The sequence below is a fragment of the Actinomadura sp. 3N508 genome, from assembly GCF_044326375.1.
In the GTDB taxonomy this organism is placed as follows: domain Bacteria; phylum Actinomycetota; class Actinomycetes; order Streptosporangiales; family Streptosporangiaceae; genus Spirillospora.
Map to the genome: position 1 here is coordinate 340,332 of NZ_JBIRAX010000004.1, position 14,985 is coordinate 355,316.

The window sequence follows — 14,985 nt, forward strand, 5'->3', positions numbered from 1 at the left end:
GAAGAGGCCGCCGTCCCCCGAGGGGGCGGCGGCCTCGCCATGTCCGGAGCGGCGCGGTCAGCGGACGGCCGTCACGCGCCTGGAGTCGGGGACGCGGTGGGCGGTCACGCGACCGCGCCGCCGCCCGTGAATGGACTCGAAGGCCCAGTCCGCGGACATCATCGCGCCCTCCTGCCAGCCGGGCAGCGGGCAGATCTGGTCGCCGATCACCAGGACGTTGCCGTGCCCCTGGAGGTTGATCAGCGTCTCGTAGATCTCCCGCTGCTCGGGGACGGTGTGGTCCCAGTTGGCCCACGACCCCAGCTGGTAGGGCACCTTGTGCCAGGCGACGGACATGCCCTGCCGGTCCGGGACGATCGACCGGTCGGCGAACTCGCCGTGCAGCCTCGCCCCGGCCTCCCGGGCGACCTTCAGGCGCTGGTCGTGCGGCCGGTCGCCGAGCGTCTCGGCGTTGTCGTAGGAGCAGTAGGCGCCGATCAGGACGCCCTTGTCCGCGCGGTCGACGTGGCCGGTGGACGGATACCAGACCTGGGTGATCTCGTTGTCGATCCGGCTCATCCCGCCGTAGATCCGGTACTTCTCCGACTCCCAGAACCGCCGGTTCGCCTGCCAGCCGATCTTGCACGCGGGCGCGAACCCGACGCCCGCGACGGCGCGCGCGAACTCGGCGGAGAACCCGGCGAGCTCGACGCGCTGCCGCAGGACCGGGACGGGGATGCTGCTCAGGCAGTAGTCGAACCGCTCGTCGTGCTCGCCGTCGCCGTCCTTCCACGCGACGCGCACCCCGTCTTCGGCGGCCCTGATGGCATGGACGGGCGCGTCGAGCGTGACGGTCCCGGCGGGCAGCGCGGCGGCCATCCGGCGGACGATCACGTCCATTCCGCCGGCCGGCTGGAGCATCGAGGGCTGGTAGCCGTGATAGAGGTAATCGAAATACCGATGCTCCCAGAATGCGCTTTCCAGCAGGTCCGGAAGAGCGAGCGGATCGGCCTTCTCGGGCTGCTGCTTGACGCTGAGGGGTTTGGCCAAAGCCGACCGCGTGGACCCCTTGTAAACGTGGTCGGACTCGTCCAGATCGCCGAATTCGGTGAGCAGAACAAGCAACGCCTGGCGCTGGGCCTCGCTCAATCCCGACGGCCCGCCTCCGCCGCCGTCGAGCAGCCCTTTCTTGACGGCCGCGGCCGCCAATTCGGCGACATATCCCTGGACGTCGTTGGTGATGCGGCCGTGCGGCACGGCCGCCCGCTGCCACACCCGTTCGGTCTGGTACAGGTTCGCGTGGGACTTCATCAGGAACGGTTCGAGCGGGATGCGGAGCCTGCGGCACATCGCGATGACCCGCTGGTCGTCGCTCGACAGGCGCGCGGGGCCGAGGTTGGCGTAGAGGCCGCGGTCGAACCGGCAGGTCTGGGTGCGGGCCGATCCATCCGCCCACACCTCGGTGATCGTGGCGCCGCGGCGGGCGGTGAAGCTGCGGCCGCCGACGCGGTCCTGCGCCTCCAGGACGGTCACCTTGTAGCCGGCCTCGGTGAACCTGAGCGCGGCGGTCAGCCCGCTGACGCCCGCGCCGAGGATCGCGACCGTCTTACCGCGGCCCTTCCGCCCCGGCGGCTTCGGCGGGCCGGCCGGCGCGGACGCCGCTTCGGCCGGCGCGGCACCGGTCATGACCTGCACCAGGGTGGCGGTGGCGGCCATGCCCAGGAACGTCCGGCGGGAAGAGCCATGGTGTGGCTGGTCCATCATGCTCCTTCTGGGAGACGTGCCGACGACGGCACGTGACGGACAGCACGGTAAATGACTTCCGACGATTCTTGACAGGCGCAGAAAATGACCTGGTTGATCACTCAACGCGACAGTGACAGCTCACCGCGCGACACCTTCCCCGTCCGGAATCGGCCAGTGAAATACACCACACGGGTGCCCCAGGAACCCCGGACTTTCCGCGGTCAGCGGTTGTCGGTGTCCTTGCTCGGCTGGACGCGTTTCGGCTCGCCCGGCATCTTCGGATAGTTCGGCGGATACGGCATGTCGCCGAGGCCGTGGTCGCGCTCGTCGCGGTCGGCGAGGTCGAGGAGGCCCTGGAGGGAGAACGACTCGTCGTCGATCGCGGCGTGCAGGTCGCCGAGCTTGGCGAAGCGGGCGGGCATGGTGGCGATGGTGAAGTCGTGCGGGTCGGCGTCGGCGAGCTCGTCCCAGGTCACGGGCGCCGAGACGGGCGCGTGCGGGGCGGGCCGGACGCTGTAGGCGGACGCGATCGTCCGGTCGCGGGCGTTCTGGTTGTAGTCGATGAAGACCTGCTCGCCGCGCTCCTCCTTCCACCACCGGGTGGTGACCTCGGCCGGAGCCCGGCGCTCCACCTCGCGGCCGAACGCCAGCGCGGCCCGGCGGACCTCGGTGAACGTCCAGCGCGGCTCGATCCGGACGTAGATGTGCACGCCGCCCTTCCCGGACGTCTTCACGAAGCCGGTGAGCCCCAGCTCGGCGAGCAGCTCGCGGGCCGGGCCGAGCGCGACGCGGACGGCGTCGGAGAAGTCGGTGCCGGGCTGCGGGTCGAGGTCGATGCGCAGCTCGTCGGGATGGTCGACGTCGCCGTCGCGGACGGGCCACGGGTGGAACGTCAGCGTGCCGAGGTTGGCCGCCCACGCGATCACGGCGACCTCCGTCGGGCGGACCTCGTCGGCGGAGCGGCCGCTGGGGAACGCGATGCGCGACGTTTTCACCCAGTCGGGCGCGCCCTTGGGGACGCGCTTCTGGTAGAACGCGTCGGACTTGCCCGCGCCCCCCACGCCCGCCTGACCGCGCGCGTAGTCTTCGCGGGTGGCCATGCGGGCACCCTCGAAGACGCCGGCGGGCCAGCGCTCCAGCGTCGTCGGGCGGTTGCGGGTGGCGCGCAGGATGCCCTCCCCCACGGCCAGGTAGTACTCCACGAGCTGCCGCTTGGTGTAGCCGTGCTCGGGAAAGTAGACCTTGTCGGGGTTGGACACCTTGACGAGCCGATCCCCGACCGGGATCTCGATGTAGGGCGAGGCCATACCCAGCACGTTAACCCACTGGTCGGACAGGGCGGCGGGTACCGTCGACGGTATGGAGAAGATCCGCAAGAGCGAGGATGAGTGGCGGGCGGAGCTCAGCCCCGAGGAGTTCCACGTGCTGCGGGAGGCCGGTACCGAGAAGCCCTTCACCGGCGAGTACACCGACACCAAGACCGTCGGCGTGTACCGGTGCCGCGCCTGCGGGACGGAGCTGTTCCGCTCGGAGACCAAGTTCGAGAGCCACTGCGGCTGGCCGTCGTTCTACGCGCCGTCCGACTCCGACAAGGTCACCCTGATCGAGGACCGCACGCTCGGCATGGTCCGCACGGAGGTGCGCTGTGCGGTGTGCGACTCGCATCTTGGGCACGTCTTCCACGGCGAGGGCTACGACACGCCCACCGACGACCGCTACTGCATCAACTCGATCTCCCTCACCCTCGAACCCGCGGAATAGGGGCCGGGCAGGCAACCGCCACGGTTGCCGGAACGTCCTCTTGGACGACGGCGCGTCGCGAGGGGGCACATTGGACGAGCTCGACCGTTACACGACCGCGTATCTGTGCGGCGGGCCGTCCAGGGTCGTCCTGGTCGCGGTGCTCGCCCTGTACGAGCGGCGCGCCATCCGGATCTCCAGGGCCACGCGCCGGGCCGGCGCCGTGGTGCGCGAGCCCGGCGATCCGGTGGAGGAGGCGGTGCTCACCGCGATCCCCAACGCCGGGCGGCCGCTCGGCCAGGTGATCGCGGAGGCCGCGGAGTCGGCGGCGGCGCTCGCCGTCGCGGACGCGCTGCGCGAGGCCGGGCTGATGCGCGGCAGGCGCCCCACCCGGCGGGGCCGGGCGCTGCGCCGGAGCCTCATCGGGGAGCCGGGCGCGTCCCAGGCCGGACGGCTCGCCGTGCTCGGGCCGGACGGCGTCGAGGACGCCAGGCTCCGCGCGATCCTCCAGGCAAAGGACCCGAAACCGATCGCGCTGCCCCGCGACCGGCACCGTGGGCACCGGAACCTGGGAGCCGGCAACCGGTCCGACCCCGGCTTCGACGCAGGCGATTACGGAGGCGGCTCGGGGGGCGGCGACTAGCGGGCCTCCGCGATCACGGGACGGTCAGGCGAGGCCGGCGACGAGTTCGGCGACCGGCTTGCGGCGGCCCGTGTAGAACGGGATCTCCTCGCGGGTGTGGATCCGGGCCCGCGCGCCGCGCAGGTGGCGCATCAGGTCGACGATGCGGTGCAGCTCGTCGGCCTCGAACGCCAGCATCCACTCGTAGTCGCCGAGCGCGAACGACGCCACCGTGTTGGCCCGGACGTCGGGGTACTCGCGCGCCATCTTGCCGTGCTCGGCGAGCATCGCGCGGCGCTCCTCGTCCGGCAGCAGGTACCACTCGTAGGACCGGACGAACGGGTACACGCACACGTACGCGCGCGGCTCCTCGTCGGCGAGGAACGCGGGAATGTGGCTCTTGTTGAACTCGGCCGGGCGGTGCAGCGCCATCTGCGACCACACCGGTTCGCTGTTGCGGCCCAGGAACGTCCGGCGGAACCGGGTGTAGGTCTCCTGGAGGTCGTCGGAGGTCGGCGCGTGCCACCAGAACATGTAGTCGGCGTCGGCGCGCAGCCCGGCGACGTCGTAGGCGCCGCGGGTGGTCACGTCCTTCTGGGCGGCCTGGTCGAGGAGGTCCTGGACCTCGGCGGCGTCGCGCTCGCCGACCGAGCCGGGGTTCGCGAGCCGGAACACCGACCACATCGTGTAGCGGATGACGTCATTGAGTTCGCGTGCCTTCGGCTTGCCCGCCGGCTGCGTCATGATCTGCTCCTTCTCGGCTGCGCGGGTCTCCGCCGCGCGGGTCTCGGCTCCGCAGGTCGTCCAGGATCCGGGTGGCGGCCGCGCGCGCGGAGGCGATGCACGCGGGGATGCCCAGGCCGTCGTAGGCGGCGCCCGCGACGGCGAGGCCCGGCTGCCCGGCGACCGCGGCCCGGATCCTGGCCACGCGGTCGGCGTGGCCCACGTTGTACTGCGGGAGTCCGCCGCCCCAGCGGGTCACCCGGCTGTCCTCGGGCAGCTCGGTGACGCCGCAGGTCGCGGCCAGCTCGGCCATCGCGGTGGCGGTCAGCTCGTCGTCGGGCCGCTGGAGCGTGCGCTCCTCGCCGAACCGCCCGATGGAGCAGCGGACCGCGATCATGCCGGAGCCGTGTTCGCGCAGGTGAGGCCATTTTATCGAGCTGAACGTGACGGCCTTGACGCCGCGTCCGCCGCGCTCGGGATCGCTCTCCACGGCGGGGACGAGGTAGCCGCTGCCCTTGGGGAGGCGCGGGAACGCGGTGGTCCGGTAGGCGAGCGTGACGATCGCCATGCTGGCGTACTCGATATCGGCGAGCTCGCGGGCGGCGGCGGGGACGTCCGGCTTGAGGAGCCGGGACGCGGGCGCGGCCGGGACGGCGATCACGACGGCGTCGGCGTCCAGGTACTCGGGGTCGCGGGTGGGGCCGATGGTGAGCCGCCAGCCGCCGTCGCGGCGGCGCAGCTCGCGGACGGTCGCGCCCGTCCTGACCGTGCCTCCGGCGGCGGCGATGTCGTCGGCGACCAGGTGCGGGAGGGTGCCGAGCCCGTCCGGGAGGGTGGCGAACACCGGGCCGGGGTTCTTGGGCGCGGCGTCCCGGACGCCCTGGACGGCGCCGATCAGCGAGCGGTGGGTGCGCGCGGCGGCGGCGACGGCGGGCAGCGTCGAGTCGAACGACAGCAGGTCGGCGCGTCCCGCGTACACGCCGCCGAGCAGCGGCTCGACGAGCCGGTCGACGACCTCGCGGCCGACGCGGGCGCCGATGAACGCGGCGACGGATACGTCGGCGCCGCGCCGCGTCTCCGGCAGGACGAGGTCCAGCGGGACGCGCGCCAGCCCCGCCGGGGACAGCACCTGGGAGGCGGCCAGCGCCCGCAGGTCGGACGGCACGCCCATCACCTGCCCGGACGGGATCGTCCGCAGCGCGCCCCGGCTGAAGATCGCCGAGGAGGTGGTGCCGGGGTTCACGAGATCGTCGCCACGCCCGAGCTCCTCGACCAGGTCGAGGCCTTCCGGGCGGCGGGCGAGCATCGCCTCCGCGCCCTCGTCCACCGGGATCCCGGCGATCTCGCTCACGTGCAGCTTGCCGCCGATGCGCGGGGAGCCCTCCAGCACGGTCACGCGCACGCCCTCGCGGGCGAGCAGGCGCGCGGCGGTGAGCCCCGCGATGCCGCCCCCGACGACGACGGCGTGGGACGTGGACATGTTCCAAGCCTCCCAGACGCCGCGCGGCATCGCGCACCGGGTCCGGTGCGGGCGGGAGGCGGCCGTGATGTCCGTGTGCCCGGTTCGTGCCCTGATCGCGACGCGTCCGCCGGAACTGTGACCTGTGTCATCTCCGTCCAAGCCGCATGCGGATCGTCAGGAATGTCAGGCAGGTCGCGTACGTGATGGTCGTGCTCCTGCTCGCCGGGACGCTGGCCGCCTGCAGCAGCGGCGGCAGCGACAGCGGCGGCAGCGAGTCACGGGCCGTGGACAAAGGCGGCCCTGCCGCGCCGGAGGCCCAGCCGGGGGCGGGCAGGAACGAGGCGCCCGGCGCCGGGACGACGACGCGGGCGCCCCTCGCCGCCGCGCGCGAGGTCGTCCACACGGCGCGGCTCCGGGTCAGGGCCGATGACGTGGACGCCTCCGCCACCAAGGCCAAGCAGCTGGTGACGGCGGCCGGCGGCTACATCGAGCGGGAGTCGAGCTCGACCGACCCGGCCCGCTCCGAGATCGCGCTGAAGATCCCCACCCCCCGGTACACGGAACTGCTGAACCAGCTCAGCACGCAGCTCGGCAGCAAGCTGTCGCTGACCCAGGAGGCCGAGGACGTCACGGGCGAGGTCGCGGACGTGCAGGCCCGCGTCCGCTCCGCCGAGGCGACGCTCGTCTCGTTCCGCAAGCTGCTGGAGCGGGCGAACTCCGTCAGCGAGATCATCAACGTCGAGCAGGAGATCGCGGAGCGGGAGTCGGACCTGGAGGCGCTGCAGGCGCGCGAGAAGGCGCTCAGGAGCAGCACCCAGTACGCGACGGTGACCGTCACGCTGGTGACCAAGCCCGAGCCGCCCAAGGAGAAGGACGACGAGGGCGGCTTCGTGGACGCGCTCGGCGACGGCTGGAACGCCTTCGCCACGTTCCTCGGCGGCATCGCCATCCTGCTGGCCTGGCTGCTGCCGTTCCTCGTCCTGGCCGCGGTGATCGCCACGCCGCTGGTGATGTTCCGGCACCGGCTGCGCGCACGGTTCGGGATCGGCTCCCGCCCGCCCGCGCCCGGCGGCGGGCCGGGCACCCAGCAGCCGGCCCCGGCGCCGGGGAACGCCACCGCCGGCTCCGGTCCGTCGGGCCCGAAAGCCCCGAAGGGGCCTCCGCCGCCCGCTTAGAGCGTGTCCCTGTGCGTGCTAAAGGGTGCTCGCCTCGTGGACGAGGTCCGCGAGGCGGGCCAGCACGTCCGGGTCGGTGGCCGGCGACACGCCGTGCCCCAGGTTGAAGATGTGGCCCTCGGCGGTGCGGCCGCGGGCGAGCACGTCCCGGGCCCGGCTCTCGATGGTCTCCCACGGGGCGAACAGGATCGCCGGGTCGAGGTTGCCCTGCAGTGCCTTGCCGTGCGGGACGCGGCTGACGGCCTCGTCGAGCGGGACCCGCCAGTCGACGCCGACGACGTCCGCCCCGGCCTCGCCCATCGGGCCGAGCAGCTCGCCCGTCCCGACGCCGAAGTGGATGCGCGGGACGCCGAGCGGCTCGATCTCGGCGAAGATCCGCTGGGTGTGCGGCAGCACGGACTCGCGGTAGTCCTGCGCGGCGACCGCGCCGACCCACGAGTCGAACAGCTGCACGGCGCTCGCCCCCGCCGCGACCTGCACCTTCAGGAACGCGATCGTGAGGTCGGCGAGCCGGGCCATGAGGTCGGCCCACAGCTCGGGCTCGCCGTACATCAGGGCCTTGGTGCGCTCGTGGCTCTTGGACGGCCCGCCCTCGATCAGGTACGAGGCGAGCGTGAACGGGCCCCCGGCGAAGCCGATCAGCGGGGTGGCGCCGAGCTCCCCGACCAGGCCCTGGACGGCCTCGGTCACGTACGGGACGTCGTCCGGCACGAGCGGCCGCAGCGCCGCCACACCGGACGCGTCGCGGATCGGGTCGGCGATGACGGGGCCCACGCCCGGCTTGATGTCGAGGTCCACGCCGATGGCCTTGAGCGGCACCATGATGTCGCTGAAGAAGATCGCCGCGTCCACCGCGTAGCGGCGCACCGGCTGCAGCGTGATCTCGACGATCATGTCGGGGCGGGCGCAGGACTCCAGCATCGGCACGCCGTCGCGGACGCGCAGGTACTCGGGCAGCGAACGGCCGGCCTGCCGCATGAACCACACGGGCGTGTGCGGCACCGGACGCCGGCGGCATGCCAGCAGGAAGGGGCTGTCGGTCGCGGTGCTGTCGGTCACCACGCGATCGTCCCACGAAAAAACGGTGAGAAAGCACGGGAACGGGCCCCGGACCGGCACGAACTTCCGGACACGCCGAGCGAAGTCCCGCATTCTGTCACCCGCGCGTGCGAACGTGATGCGTGTCATAGCCGAGGGAGGTCCCCCTTGTACTGCTCCACCTGCGGTGATGAACGTATGTTCGAGCAGCCGCCGTGTCCGGACGGTCATGGTGAGGAGTGCCCCGAGCGGGCCTGCGTGGAGTGCGGCACGGCCGTCATGGTCGGCTCGCCGCTGACCGCGCCCGGCGCCATCGGGGTCCCCGCCGCGCCCGCCCTGGCAGCCCTGGCGTCCGGCGCGCCCACCGGCCGCGCCGCCACCGTGCGGGCCGTCGCCTGAGCGGCCCGGCCCCCGAGACGAAACCACCTGTGCCGTGCCCGCTTCCCCTCCGCGTTCTGCCGCCGCCGCTCCGTTCCGGCATCGCCGGCCAGAGCAGCACCGTCCCGAACCACTCCCCCGCATCCGACCACACCCCCGCGATCAGGCCGGTCCATCCATGAACCCACCTGCCTTCGAGCGGGCCCTCGGCACGCTCCAGGAAATCCTCGACGGGCCCGGCGTCCGTCCAGAACTCGACCTGGAGGACATGCCCGCCCCGCAGAGCCTGGCGCCCTACGCCGCCGCGCTGTCCGGCAGCGTCTACCGCGACGACGACACCGAGATCGCCATGGGGCGCCTCATCGTCCTGTACGACCCGGACGGCGAGAGCGGCTGGACGAACGGGTTCCGCATCGTGGCCTACATCCGCGCCGACCTGGAGCCCGAGATCGCCGCCGACGAGCTGATCGGCTCCGTCGCGTGGGACTGGCTGCTCGAGGCGCTGGAACCGGCCGGGTACGCGGGCGAGTCCGGGACGATCACCCGGGCGGTGTCGGAGAGCTTCGGCGACAAGCGCGGCGAGCCGTCCACGACCGAGCTGGAGCTGCGCGCGTCGTGGTCCCCGACGGGCGATGATCTCGCCCCGCATGTGCGGGCCTGGTGCGAGGTGATGTGCACGACGGCGGGCCTGCCGCCGTCCGGCGTCGCCGCGCTGCCGGACCGCCCTGGCGGGGCAGGCGGCTGAGCGACGTACGGTAGGGGGCGTGAGCACAGCGTCCGAGACCGAGGCGGCGGAAGTGCACACGGAGGCTGGCAGCCCTTCTCGTCCGCCGGTGTCCCGGAAGCCGCGCACGGCTCGTCGACCCGAGGATGAAAAAGGTTCTGTGGGAGTGTCCGAAACGCGCGCCACCGGCCCCGAACGGGACACCGGTGCTGATACCACGGCCGCGACGCGGTCCGGGACCGTTCCAGAGCAGGCCGTGCGGGAGCCGGCCGAGGACACCGGCGGCGGCCCGCCGCCCGTCCCGCTGCTGGAACCGCGCGAGGGCGTCCCGCCCGTCATCACCGACGACGCCGAACTGGAACGTGTCATCGCCGCGTTCGCCGCGGGCGCCGGACCGGTCGCCGTCGACGCCGAGCGGGCGTCCGGCTACCGCTACGGGCAGCGCGCCTACCTGATCCAGCTGCGCCGCGCGGGCGCGGGCACGGCGCTGATCGACCCGATCGCGCTGCCCGACCTGTCCGGCCTGGACGCCGCGATCGCCGACGCCGAGCTCGTCCTGCACGCCGCCAACCAGGATCTGCCCTGCCTGGCCGAGGTCGGCCTCGTCCCGCGGCGGCTGTTCGACACCGAGCTGGCGGGGCGGCTGCTCGGGTATCCGCGCGTCGGGCTCGGATCCATGGTCGAGAACGTGCTGGGCTTCCTGCTGGAGAAGGGGCATTCGGCCGCCGACTGGTCGACGCGCCCCCTCCCGGAGGACTGGCTCCGCTACGCCGCGCTGGACGTCGAGCTGCTGGTCGAGCTGCGCGACGCGCTGCAGGCCGAGCTGGAGGCCGAGGGCAAGCTGGAGTGGGCCCTGGAGGAGTTCGCGGCGATCCTGACGACGCCGCCGAAGCCGCCGCGGGCCGACCCGTGGCGCCGCACGTCCGGGATCCACCGGGTGCGGAACCGGCGGGCGCTCGCCACCGTCCGGGAGATCTGGGAGGCCCGCGACAAGATCGCCCGCGAGCGGGACCTGTCCCCCGGCCGGGTGCTGCAGGACGCCGCGATCATCGAGCTGGCGCAACGCGCCCCGCGCACGCCCGCCGAACTGCAGGCGCTGCCGACGATGCGGGGCCGCGGCGCCCGCCGGCACCAGTCCGCGTGGCTGCGCGCCATCGCCCGCGCCCGCGACCTCACCGACCGCGGGCTGCCCGAGCCGACCGTCCCCGGCGACGGCCCGCCGCCCGCGCACCGCTGGGCCGACCGCGACCCCGAGGCCGCCAAGCGCCTCACCGCCGCCCGCGCGGTCATCGCCGCGCTCGCCGACGAGCACTCCATGCCGTCGGAGAACCTCATCCAGCCCGACTCCGTCCGCCGGCTGGCCTGGACGCCGCCGCCGGAGGCGTCCGCGTCGGCGGTCGCCGCTACCCTCCGCGAGCTCGGCGCCCGCCGCTGGCAGGTGGAGCTCACCGCGCAGCCCCTCGCCCGCGCCTTCCACCGCCTCGAGTTCAAGGGCGACCTCTGACCCCGGATCACAGGTCGGGGAGCGGGTCCTTCGGGAGGCTGTCGCGGTCGAAGATCTCCGCGTCGGCCGCGTTGACGACCGCGATGTACTCGTCGTCGATCTCGAAGTCCGCGCCCGCGAAATGGAACGCCGGGGTCGTGCTGGTCTCCACCGGCCCGAGCCGGCTGCCGCGCGGATAGCCGCCCCAGACGCTCTTCGGCGTGGTGCGGCTGATCGCGCCGGTGGAGATCACCGAGATCTGCTCGTCGGTGATGACGAAGATGAAACCGGCTCCCCCGCCGTAGGCCTGCGCGGGAAAGATGTAGCGGATCTCTTCTTCGATCCCGAGGAACTCACGGCAGCGTTCGCGGAGCGGACGTGGCACCGGCATGGCTGTGGAGTCACCTCCCCCCAGGCGAGACGGCATCGGCGTCCCAATCATGCACCGGTTGGCAAGCGCGTCGCCAGGGTCAGGCGGTGGCCAGGGCCGCGGTCGGGGGCAGCCGCGCCGCGCGCATCGCCGGATACAGGCCCGCGACGGTCCCGATCGCGAGCGTCGCGGCGAGCGCGCCGCCGAGCGCCCACCCGGGCACGACCGGCGGCCAGCCCTTCCAGAGCGCGAATCCGATGGTCACCGCCGCGCCGAGCAGGACGCCCGCCGCGCCGCCGAGCGCCGACAGCAGCAGCGACTCGGCCAGGAACTGCGTCCGGACCTGCCCGCGCGTCGCGCCGAGCGAGCGGCGCAGCCCGATCTCGCGGCGCCGCTCCAGCACCGAGATCACCATCGTGTTCGCGACGCCGACACCGCCGACGAGCAGCGCGACCGCGCCGAGCCCGAGGAGCAGCCCGGTGAACGCGCCGGTCGCCGCGGCCTTGGCCGCCAGCGCGTCCGAGGGCCGGCTGACCTGGACCTCCTCGGGGTGCTCCGGGTTGACCGTCCGGGCCAGAACGTCTCTGACCTCGTTGACGGACGCGTCGGCCGACCGCTCGTAGATCGTCGTCGGATGCCCGTCGAAGCCCAGGTAGCGGCGTGCCGCGTCCCAGCCGACGAGCGCGGAGCGGTCGATCTCCGGCGCCAGCTCCGCGGGCCGCAGGACGCCGAGGACGACGAACCAGCGCCCGCCGATCCACACCTGCCCGCCCGCCCGGTCCAGCCCGAGCCGCCGCGCCGCCTCCGCGCCGAGCACGACACTCGGATAACGCGCGGTACCGGCATTCAGCCAGCGCCCGCTCGCCGTTTGGACGCCGAGGGTGCCGAGCAGGTCCGGCGTCGCGGCCTGGACGGAGATGCCGTGCGTGACCTCCTCCGGGATCTTGTCGGTGCGGCGGACACTCGCAGATACCGCTCCCGTAGCGCCGACCGCCGTGACGGGCCCGATCCGCCGCACCATCTCGGGCGCCGATTGCGGCAAAGCGGCCTTGTCACCGAACAGCGTGTCGCCGGGCCTGGCCGTCAGCAGGTTCGTGCCGAGCCGGTCGAGCCGCCGCAGCAGATCCTCCTTCCCGGACGAGGAGATCCCGATCACCGCGACCATCGTGGCGATCCCGATCGCGATGCCGAGCGCGGACAGCACCACCCGCGCCGGACGCGCCCGCAGCCCGCCCAGCCCGACGCGCAGCACGTCCACCGGCCCGAGCCGCGCAGGCTCCAGCTCCGTCTTCATCGGCTGCCGGCCTCCGCCCGCTCGTCGGCCACGATCAGGCCGTCCAGGACCCGGACCCGGCGCCGCGCCGCGGCCGCCACGTCCAGGTCGTGCGTGATGATCGCGACGGTGGTCCCGGCGCGGTTCAGCTCGTCCAGCAGTGCGAGCACCTCGGCGCCCGCCGCGGAGTCGAGGTTGCCGGTCGGCTCGTCGGCCAGCAGCAGGCCCGGCTCGCCCACGACGGCCCGCGCCACCGCGACCCGCTGCTGCTCGCCGCCCGACAGCTCGTGCGGCCGGTGCCCGGCCCGCTGCCCGAGCCCGACCCGCTCAAGCGCGTCCCTGGCCCGCTCCCTGCGCTCCCGCAGCCCGGCCCCGCTGTACAGGAGCCCGTCGGCGACGTTGTCGAGCGCGCTCACCCCCGCCGCCAGATGGAACTGCTGGAACACGAACCCGATATGCCGCGCCCGCAGCGCCGACAGGGCCCGGTCGCTCAGCCTCGCCACCTCGTGCCCGGCGACCCGCACGGTGCCCCTGGTCGGACGGTCCAGCGTCCCGATCATGTGCAGCAGCGTCGACTTCCCGGATCCCGAGGGCCCGACGATCGCGGCCAGCTCCCCCGCCTCGATCACCAGGTCCACGCCGCGCAGCGCCGCGACGCCGCCCGCGTACTCCTTGGCCACCCCTGCCAGCTCCACGATGCTCATTCGGCGGGCACCCCGACCCGGACGCCTTCGGCGATCCCGGCCCCGGCGATCTCGACCCGCCCGCCGCCGAACGCCCCGGCCTCCACGGCGACGAGCCGCCGCCCGCCGTCCATGACCTCGACGCCGAAGCCGCCCTCGCGCAGCGCCAGCAGCGCCTCCACCGGCACCGACAGGACGCCCTCCCGGCGCTCGCTCTCCAGCTCGACGCTGACCGGCGCCTCGTCGAACCGCCCTGTCCCGGCGCCGCCGAGGGAGATCTCGACGCCGATCGTGGTCTTCTTCTCCTGCCCCTCCCCCGTGCTCTCCGCGACCTCGCCGACATCGCTGATCGTCCCTTCGACCTTCTTCCCGCCCGGCAGTTCCACGGAGACCTTCGCGCCTTTCCGCGCGAGATCCTGCCTGTCGGCGTCCAGATCGACACGAACGACCCGCCGGGTCCCGGCCACGGTAAGAACGGGCTGCCCTTTGACCGCCTGCTTCCCTTCCGGCGCCTTGACCTCCCGGATCTGCACAGCCCCATCCAGGAAGACGACCTGCGCACCATCGACCATTCCGGTCTGCTCAAGCCCGCGATCGTCCTGCCACTCCTTAACAACGTTCTCAGTGGCCGCGGTGAACTCCTCGTCCACGGTCAAGCCGCCATAACCGAGCGCCCGAAGATTCCTCTCTAGCTGCCGAACATCGTTCCCCGAGTCACCGTTCTTGAGCACCCGGTACATGGGACTGCCGCCGTACATGAGCGTGACGGGCTCCCCCGCGACTCTCAGCAGCGTCCCGCCCCGCTTGACCACCGCCCCCTGCCCGGGCGCCCACGTCACGACCCCGGACGCGCCCGCCCACACCTCGCGGACACCGTCATGGGTGAGCTTCCCGTCGACCGTCTCGGTGTCGACAAGATCCCCCCGGCTGACGGCGACGGCCCGCAGCTTCGCCGCGTTCCCGGCCCGGGCCTCACCGCCCTCCGCCGTCCAGGCCAGCGCGCTTCCCCCGCCGACCACCACCACGACGGCCACACCGCCCGCCACGACCCCGCGCCTCACTTCGCGGCCCCTGGCAGGCTCCCCCTGCACGCCTTCCGCGCCTTCTCGACCGCTTCCGGGCTGACGGCCCCCGAAGGAATCTTGATCTGCCCGTCCGGCCCCGGGTCGGGGACGTCCACCCCGTGCTCGCGCATGCACTGCGCGAACTTGACGTACTGGTCACGGGTCTTCGGGTCCTTGAGATCGGGCATCTTCCCCCCGGCCTTGAGCCACGACCTGCATTTCTCCAGCGCCGCCTCAAGCTTCTTCCGGTCGTTCCCCTTGCCCAGCCGCATCGACTTCTGGTCACCGCCGGGATCGGGAACGTCCACCCCGTTCTCGCGCATGCACTGCGCGAACTTAAGCTGCGCGTCCTCCGGCGAAAGCGAGGCCGACGCCGACGCCGACCCCTTGGCCGCCGCCGCCCCACCGACACTCGCCACTCCACCCCCTTCATCACTCCCACACCCGGCGACCACGAACACGACCGCGATCATCACGGCCCACACCCGACCCCTCATCACGCCCTCTCCACCGAGGCCACGCACC

At 73.1% G+C, this 14,985-nt stretch carries 16 protein-coding genes; 6 read left to right on the forward strand and 10 right to left on the reverse strand.

The window, feature by feature from the left end:
- Nucleotides 1–57 precede the first annotated feature (57 nt).
- Nucleotides 58–1,740: a flavin monoamine oxidase family protein gene (locus ACH34S_RS16985; RefSeq protein ID WP_395953611.1), complete on the reverse strand. Its 1,683-nt coding sequence runs from the start codon at nt 1,738–1,740 to the stop codon at nt 58–60.
- Nucleotides 1,741–1,946: 206 nt separating this feature from the next.
- A complete protein-coding gene (locus ACH34S_RS16990; RefSeq protein ID WP_395953612.1) occupies nt 1,947–3,032 on the reverse strand; it encodes a DNA polymerase domain-containing protein in 1,086 nt (361 codons plus the stop codon).
- Between the two features lie 52 nt (nt 3,033–3,084).
- On the opposite strand from ACH34S_RS16990, the gene msrB reads away from it, so the two are divergent.
- Both msrB and ACH34S_RS17000 read left to right on the forward strand, forming a co-directional pair.
- Nucleotides 3,085–3,486: a peptide-methionine (R)-S-oxide reductase MsrB gene (msrB, locus tag ACH34S_RS16995; RefSeq protein WP_395953613.1), complete on the forward strand. Its 402-nt coding sequence runs from the start codon at nt 3,085–3,087 to the stop codon at nt 3,484–3,486.
- Complete coding sequence (locus ACH34S_RS17000) at nt 3,371–4,108, forward strand: TIGR04222 domain-containing membrane protein (RefSeq protein WP_395953614.1); 738 nt, start codon at nt 3,371–3,373, stop codon at nt 4,106–4,108. The genes msrB and ACH34S_RS17000 overlap by 116 nt, the downstream gene beginning before the upstream one ends.
- A 24-nt stretch (nt 4,109–4,132) precedes the next feature.
- Here the strand turns inward: ACH34S_RS17000 and hemQ are convergent, their stop codons facing one another.
- Together hemQ and hemG are read right to left on the reverse strand one after the other, a co-directional pair.
- Nucleotides 4,133–4,831: a hydrogen peroxide-dependent heme synthase gene (hemQ, locus tag ACH34S_RS17005; RefSeq protein ID WP_395953615.1), complete on the reverse strand. Its 699-nt coding sequence runs from the start codon at nt 4,829–4,831 to the stop codon at nt 4,133–4,135.
- Entirely contained in the window at nt 4,788–6,290 is a 1,503-nt protein-coding gene (gene hemG / locus ACH34S_RS17010) for a protoporphyrinogen oxidase (RefSeq protein ID WP_395953616.1), read from the reverse strand. The genes hemQ and hemG overlap by 44 nt, the downstream gene beginning before the upstream one ends.
- A gap of 146 nt (nt 6,291–6,436) precedes the next feature.
- On the opposite strand from hemG, the gene ACH34S_RS17015 reads away from it, so the two are divergent.
- Nucleotides 6,437–7,447, forward strand: coding sequence for a DUF4349 domain-containing protein (locus ACH34S_RS17015; RefSeq protein WP_395953617.1), 1,011 nt, complete (start codon nt 6,437–6,439; stop codon nt 7,445–7,447).
- An 18-nt stretch (nt 7,448–7,465) separates the two neighbouring features.
- Here the strand turns inward: ACH34S_RS17015 and hemE are convergent, their stop codons facing one another.
- Complete coding sequence (gene hemE / locus ACH34S_RS17020; protein WP_395953974.1) at nt 7,466–8,473, reverse strand: uroporphyrinogen decarboxylase; 1,008 nt, start codon at nt 8,471–8,473, stop codon at nt 7,466–7,468.
- A gap of 210 nt (nt 8,474–8,683) precedes the next feature.
- Between hemE and ACH34S_RS17025 the strand changes: the two genes are divergently transcribed.
- The 3 genes from ACH34S_RS17025 (at nt 8,684) to ACH34S_RS17035 (ending at nt 11,091) form a co-directional block, all read left to right on the forward strand.
- Nucleotides 8,684–8,884: a hypothetical protein gene (locus ACH34S_RS17025; protein ID WP_395953618.1), complete on the forward strand. Its 201-nt coding sequence runs from the start codon at nt 8,684–8,686 to the stop codon at nt 8,882–8,884.
- 157 nt (nt 8,885–9,041) lie between these two features.
- On the forward strand, nt 9,042–9,608 hold the full coding sequence (locus tag ACH34S_RS17030) for a DUF3000 domain-containing protein (RefSeq protein ID WP_395953619.1): 567 nt from the start codon (nt 9,042–9,044) through the stop codon (nt 9,606–9,608).
- Nucleotides 9,609–9,843: 235 nt separating this feature from the next.
- Complete coding sequence (locus tag ACH34S_RS17035) at nt 9,844–11,091, forward strand: HRDC domain-containing protein (RefSeq protein WP_395953975.1); 1,248 nt, start codon at nt 9,844–9,846, stop codon at nt 11,089–11,091.
- 7 nt (nt 11,092–11,098) lie between these two features.
- Here ACH34S_RS17035 and ACH34S_RS17040 read toward each other — a convergent pair whose 3' ends face one another.
- From ACH34S_RS17040 to ACH34S_RS17060, 5 genes are all read right to left on the reverse strand, one after another.
- Entirely contained in the window at nt 11,099–11,461 is a 363-nt protein-coding gene (locus ACH34S_RS17040; RefSeq protein ID WP_395953620.1) for a hypothetical protein, read from the reverse strand.
- A 79-nt stretch (nt 11,462–11,540) separates the two neighbouring features.
- Nucleotides 11,541–12,734, reverse strand: a complete 1,194-nt coding sequence (locus ACH34S_RS17045) for an ABC transporter permease (protein ID WP_395953621.1) — start codon at nt 12,732–12,734, stop codon at nt 11,541–11,543.
- Nucleotides 12,731–13,417 (reverse strand): ABC transporter ATP-binding protein, encoded by a 687-nt coding sequence (locus ACH34S_RS17050; RefSeq protein ID WP_395953622.1) that lies wholly within the window; start codon nt 13,415–13,417, stop codon nt 12,731–12,733. The genes ACH34S_RS17045 and ACH34S_RS17050 overlap by 4 nt, the downstream gene beginning before the upstream one ends.
- Nucleotides 13,414–14,457 (reverse strand): peptidoglycan-binding protein, encoded by a 1,044-nt coding sequence (locus ACH34S_RS17055; RefSeq protein ID WP_395953623.1) that lies wholly within the window; start codon nt 14,455–14,457, stop codon nt 13,414–13,416. The genes ACH34S_RS17050 and ACH34S_RS17055 overlap by 4 nt, the downstream gene beginning before the upstream one ends.
- Nucleotides 14,454–14,879 carry a hypothetical protein gene (locus ACH34S_RS17060; protein ID WP_395953624.1) on the reverse strand — a complete coding sequence of 142 codons (426 nt, stop codon included), beginning with the start codon at nt 14,877–14,879 and terminating at the stop codon, nt 14,454–14,456. The genes ACH34S_RS17055 and ACH34S_RS17060 overlap by 4 nt, the downstream gene beginning before the upstream one ends.
- Nucleotides 14,880–14,985: the final 106 nt, after the last annotated feature.

Excerpts from the sequence above, each read along its gene's own strand:
- ACH34S_RS17015 (WP_395953617.1), top strand. The coding sequence starts at position 6,437 with ATGCGGATCGTCAGGAATGTCAGGCAGGTCGCGTACGTGATGGTCGTG.
- ACH34S_RS17045 (WP_395953621.1), bottom strand. The coding sequence starts at position 12,734 with ATGAAGACGGAGCTGGAGCCTGCGCGGCTCGGGCCGGTGGACGTGCTG.
- ACH34S_RS16990 (WP_395953612.1), bottom strand. The coding sequence starts at position 3,032 with ATGGCCTCGCCCTACATCGAGATCCCGGTCGGGGATCGGCTCGTCAAG.
- ACH34S_RS17030 (WP_395953619.1), top strand. The coding sequence starts at position 9,042 with ATGAACCCACCTGCCTTCGAGCGGGCCCTCGGCACGCTCCAGGAAATC.
- ACH34S_RS17040 (WP_395953620.1), bottom strand. The coding sequence starts at position 11,461 with ATGCCGGTGCCACGTCCGCTCCGCGAACGCTGCCGTGAGTTCCTCGGG.
- msrB (WP_395953613.1), top strand. The coding sequence starts at position 3,085 with ATGGAGAAGATCCGCAAGAGCGAGGATGAGTGGCGGGCGGAGCTCAGC.
- hemG (WP_395953616.1), bottom strand. The coding sequence starts at position 6,290 with ATGTCCACGTCCCACGCCGTCGTCGTCGGGGGCGGCATCGCGGGGCTC.
- hemQ (WP_395953615.1), bottom strand. The coding sequence starts at position 4,831 with ATGACGCAGCCGGCGGGCAAGCCGAAGGCACGCGAACTCAATGACGTC.
- ACH34S_RS17025 (WP_395953618.1), top strand. The coding sequence starts at position 8,684 with ATGTTCGAGCAGCCGCCGTGTCCGGACGGTCATGGTGAGGAGTGCCCC.
- ACH34S_RS17050 (WP_395953622.1), bottom strand. The coding sequence starts at position 13,417 with ATGAGCATCGTGGAGCTGGCAGGGGTGGCCAAGGAGTACGCGGGCGGC.
- ACH34S_RS16985 (WP_395953611.1), bottom strand. The coding sequence starts at position 1,740 with ATGGACCAGCCACACCATGGCTCTTCCCGCCGGACGTTCCTGGGCATG.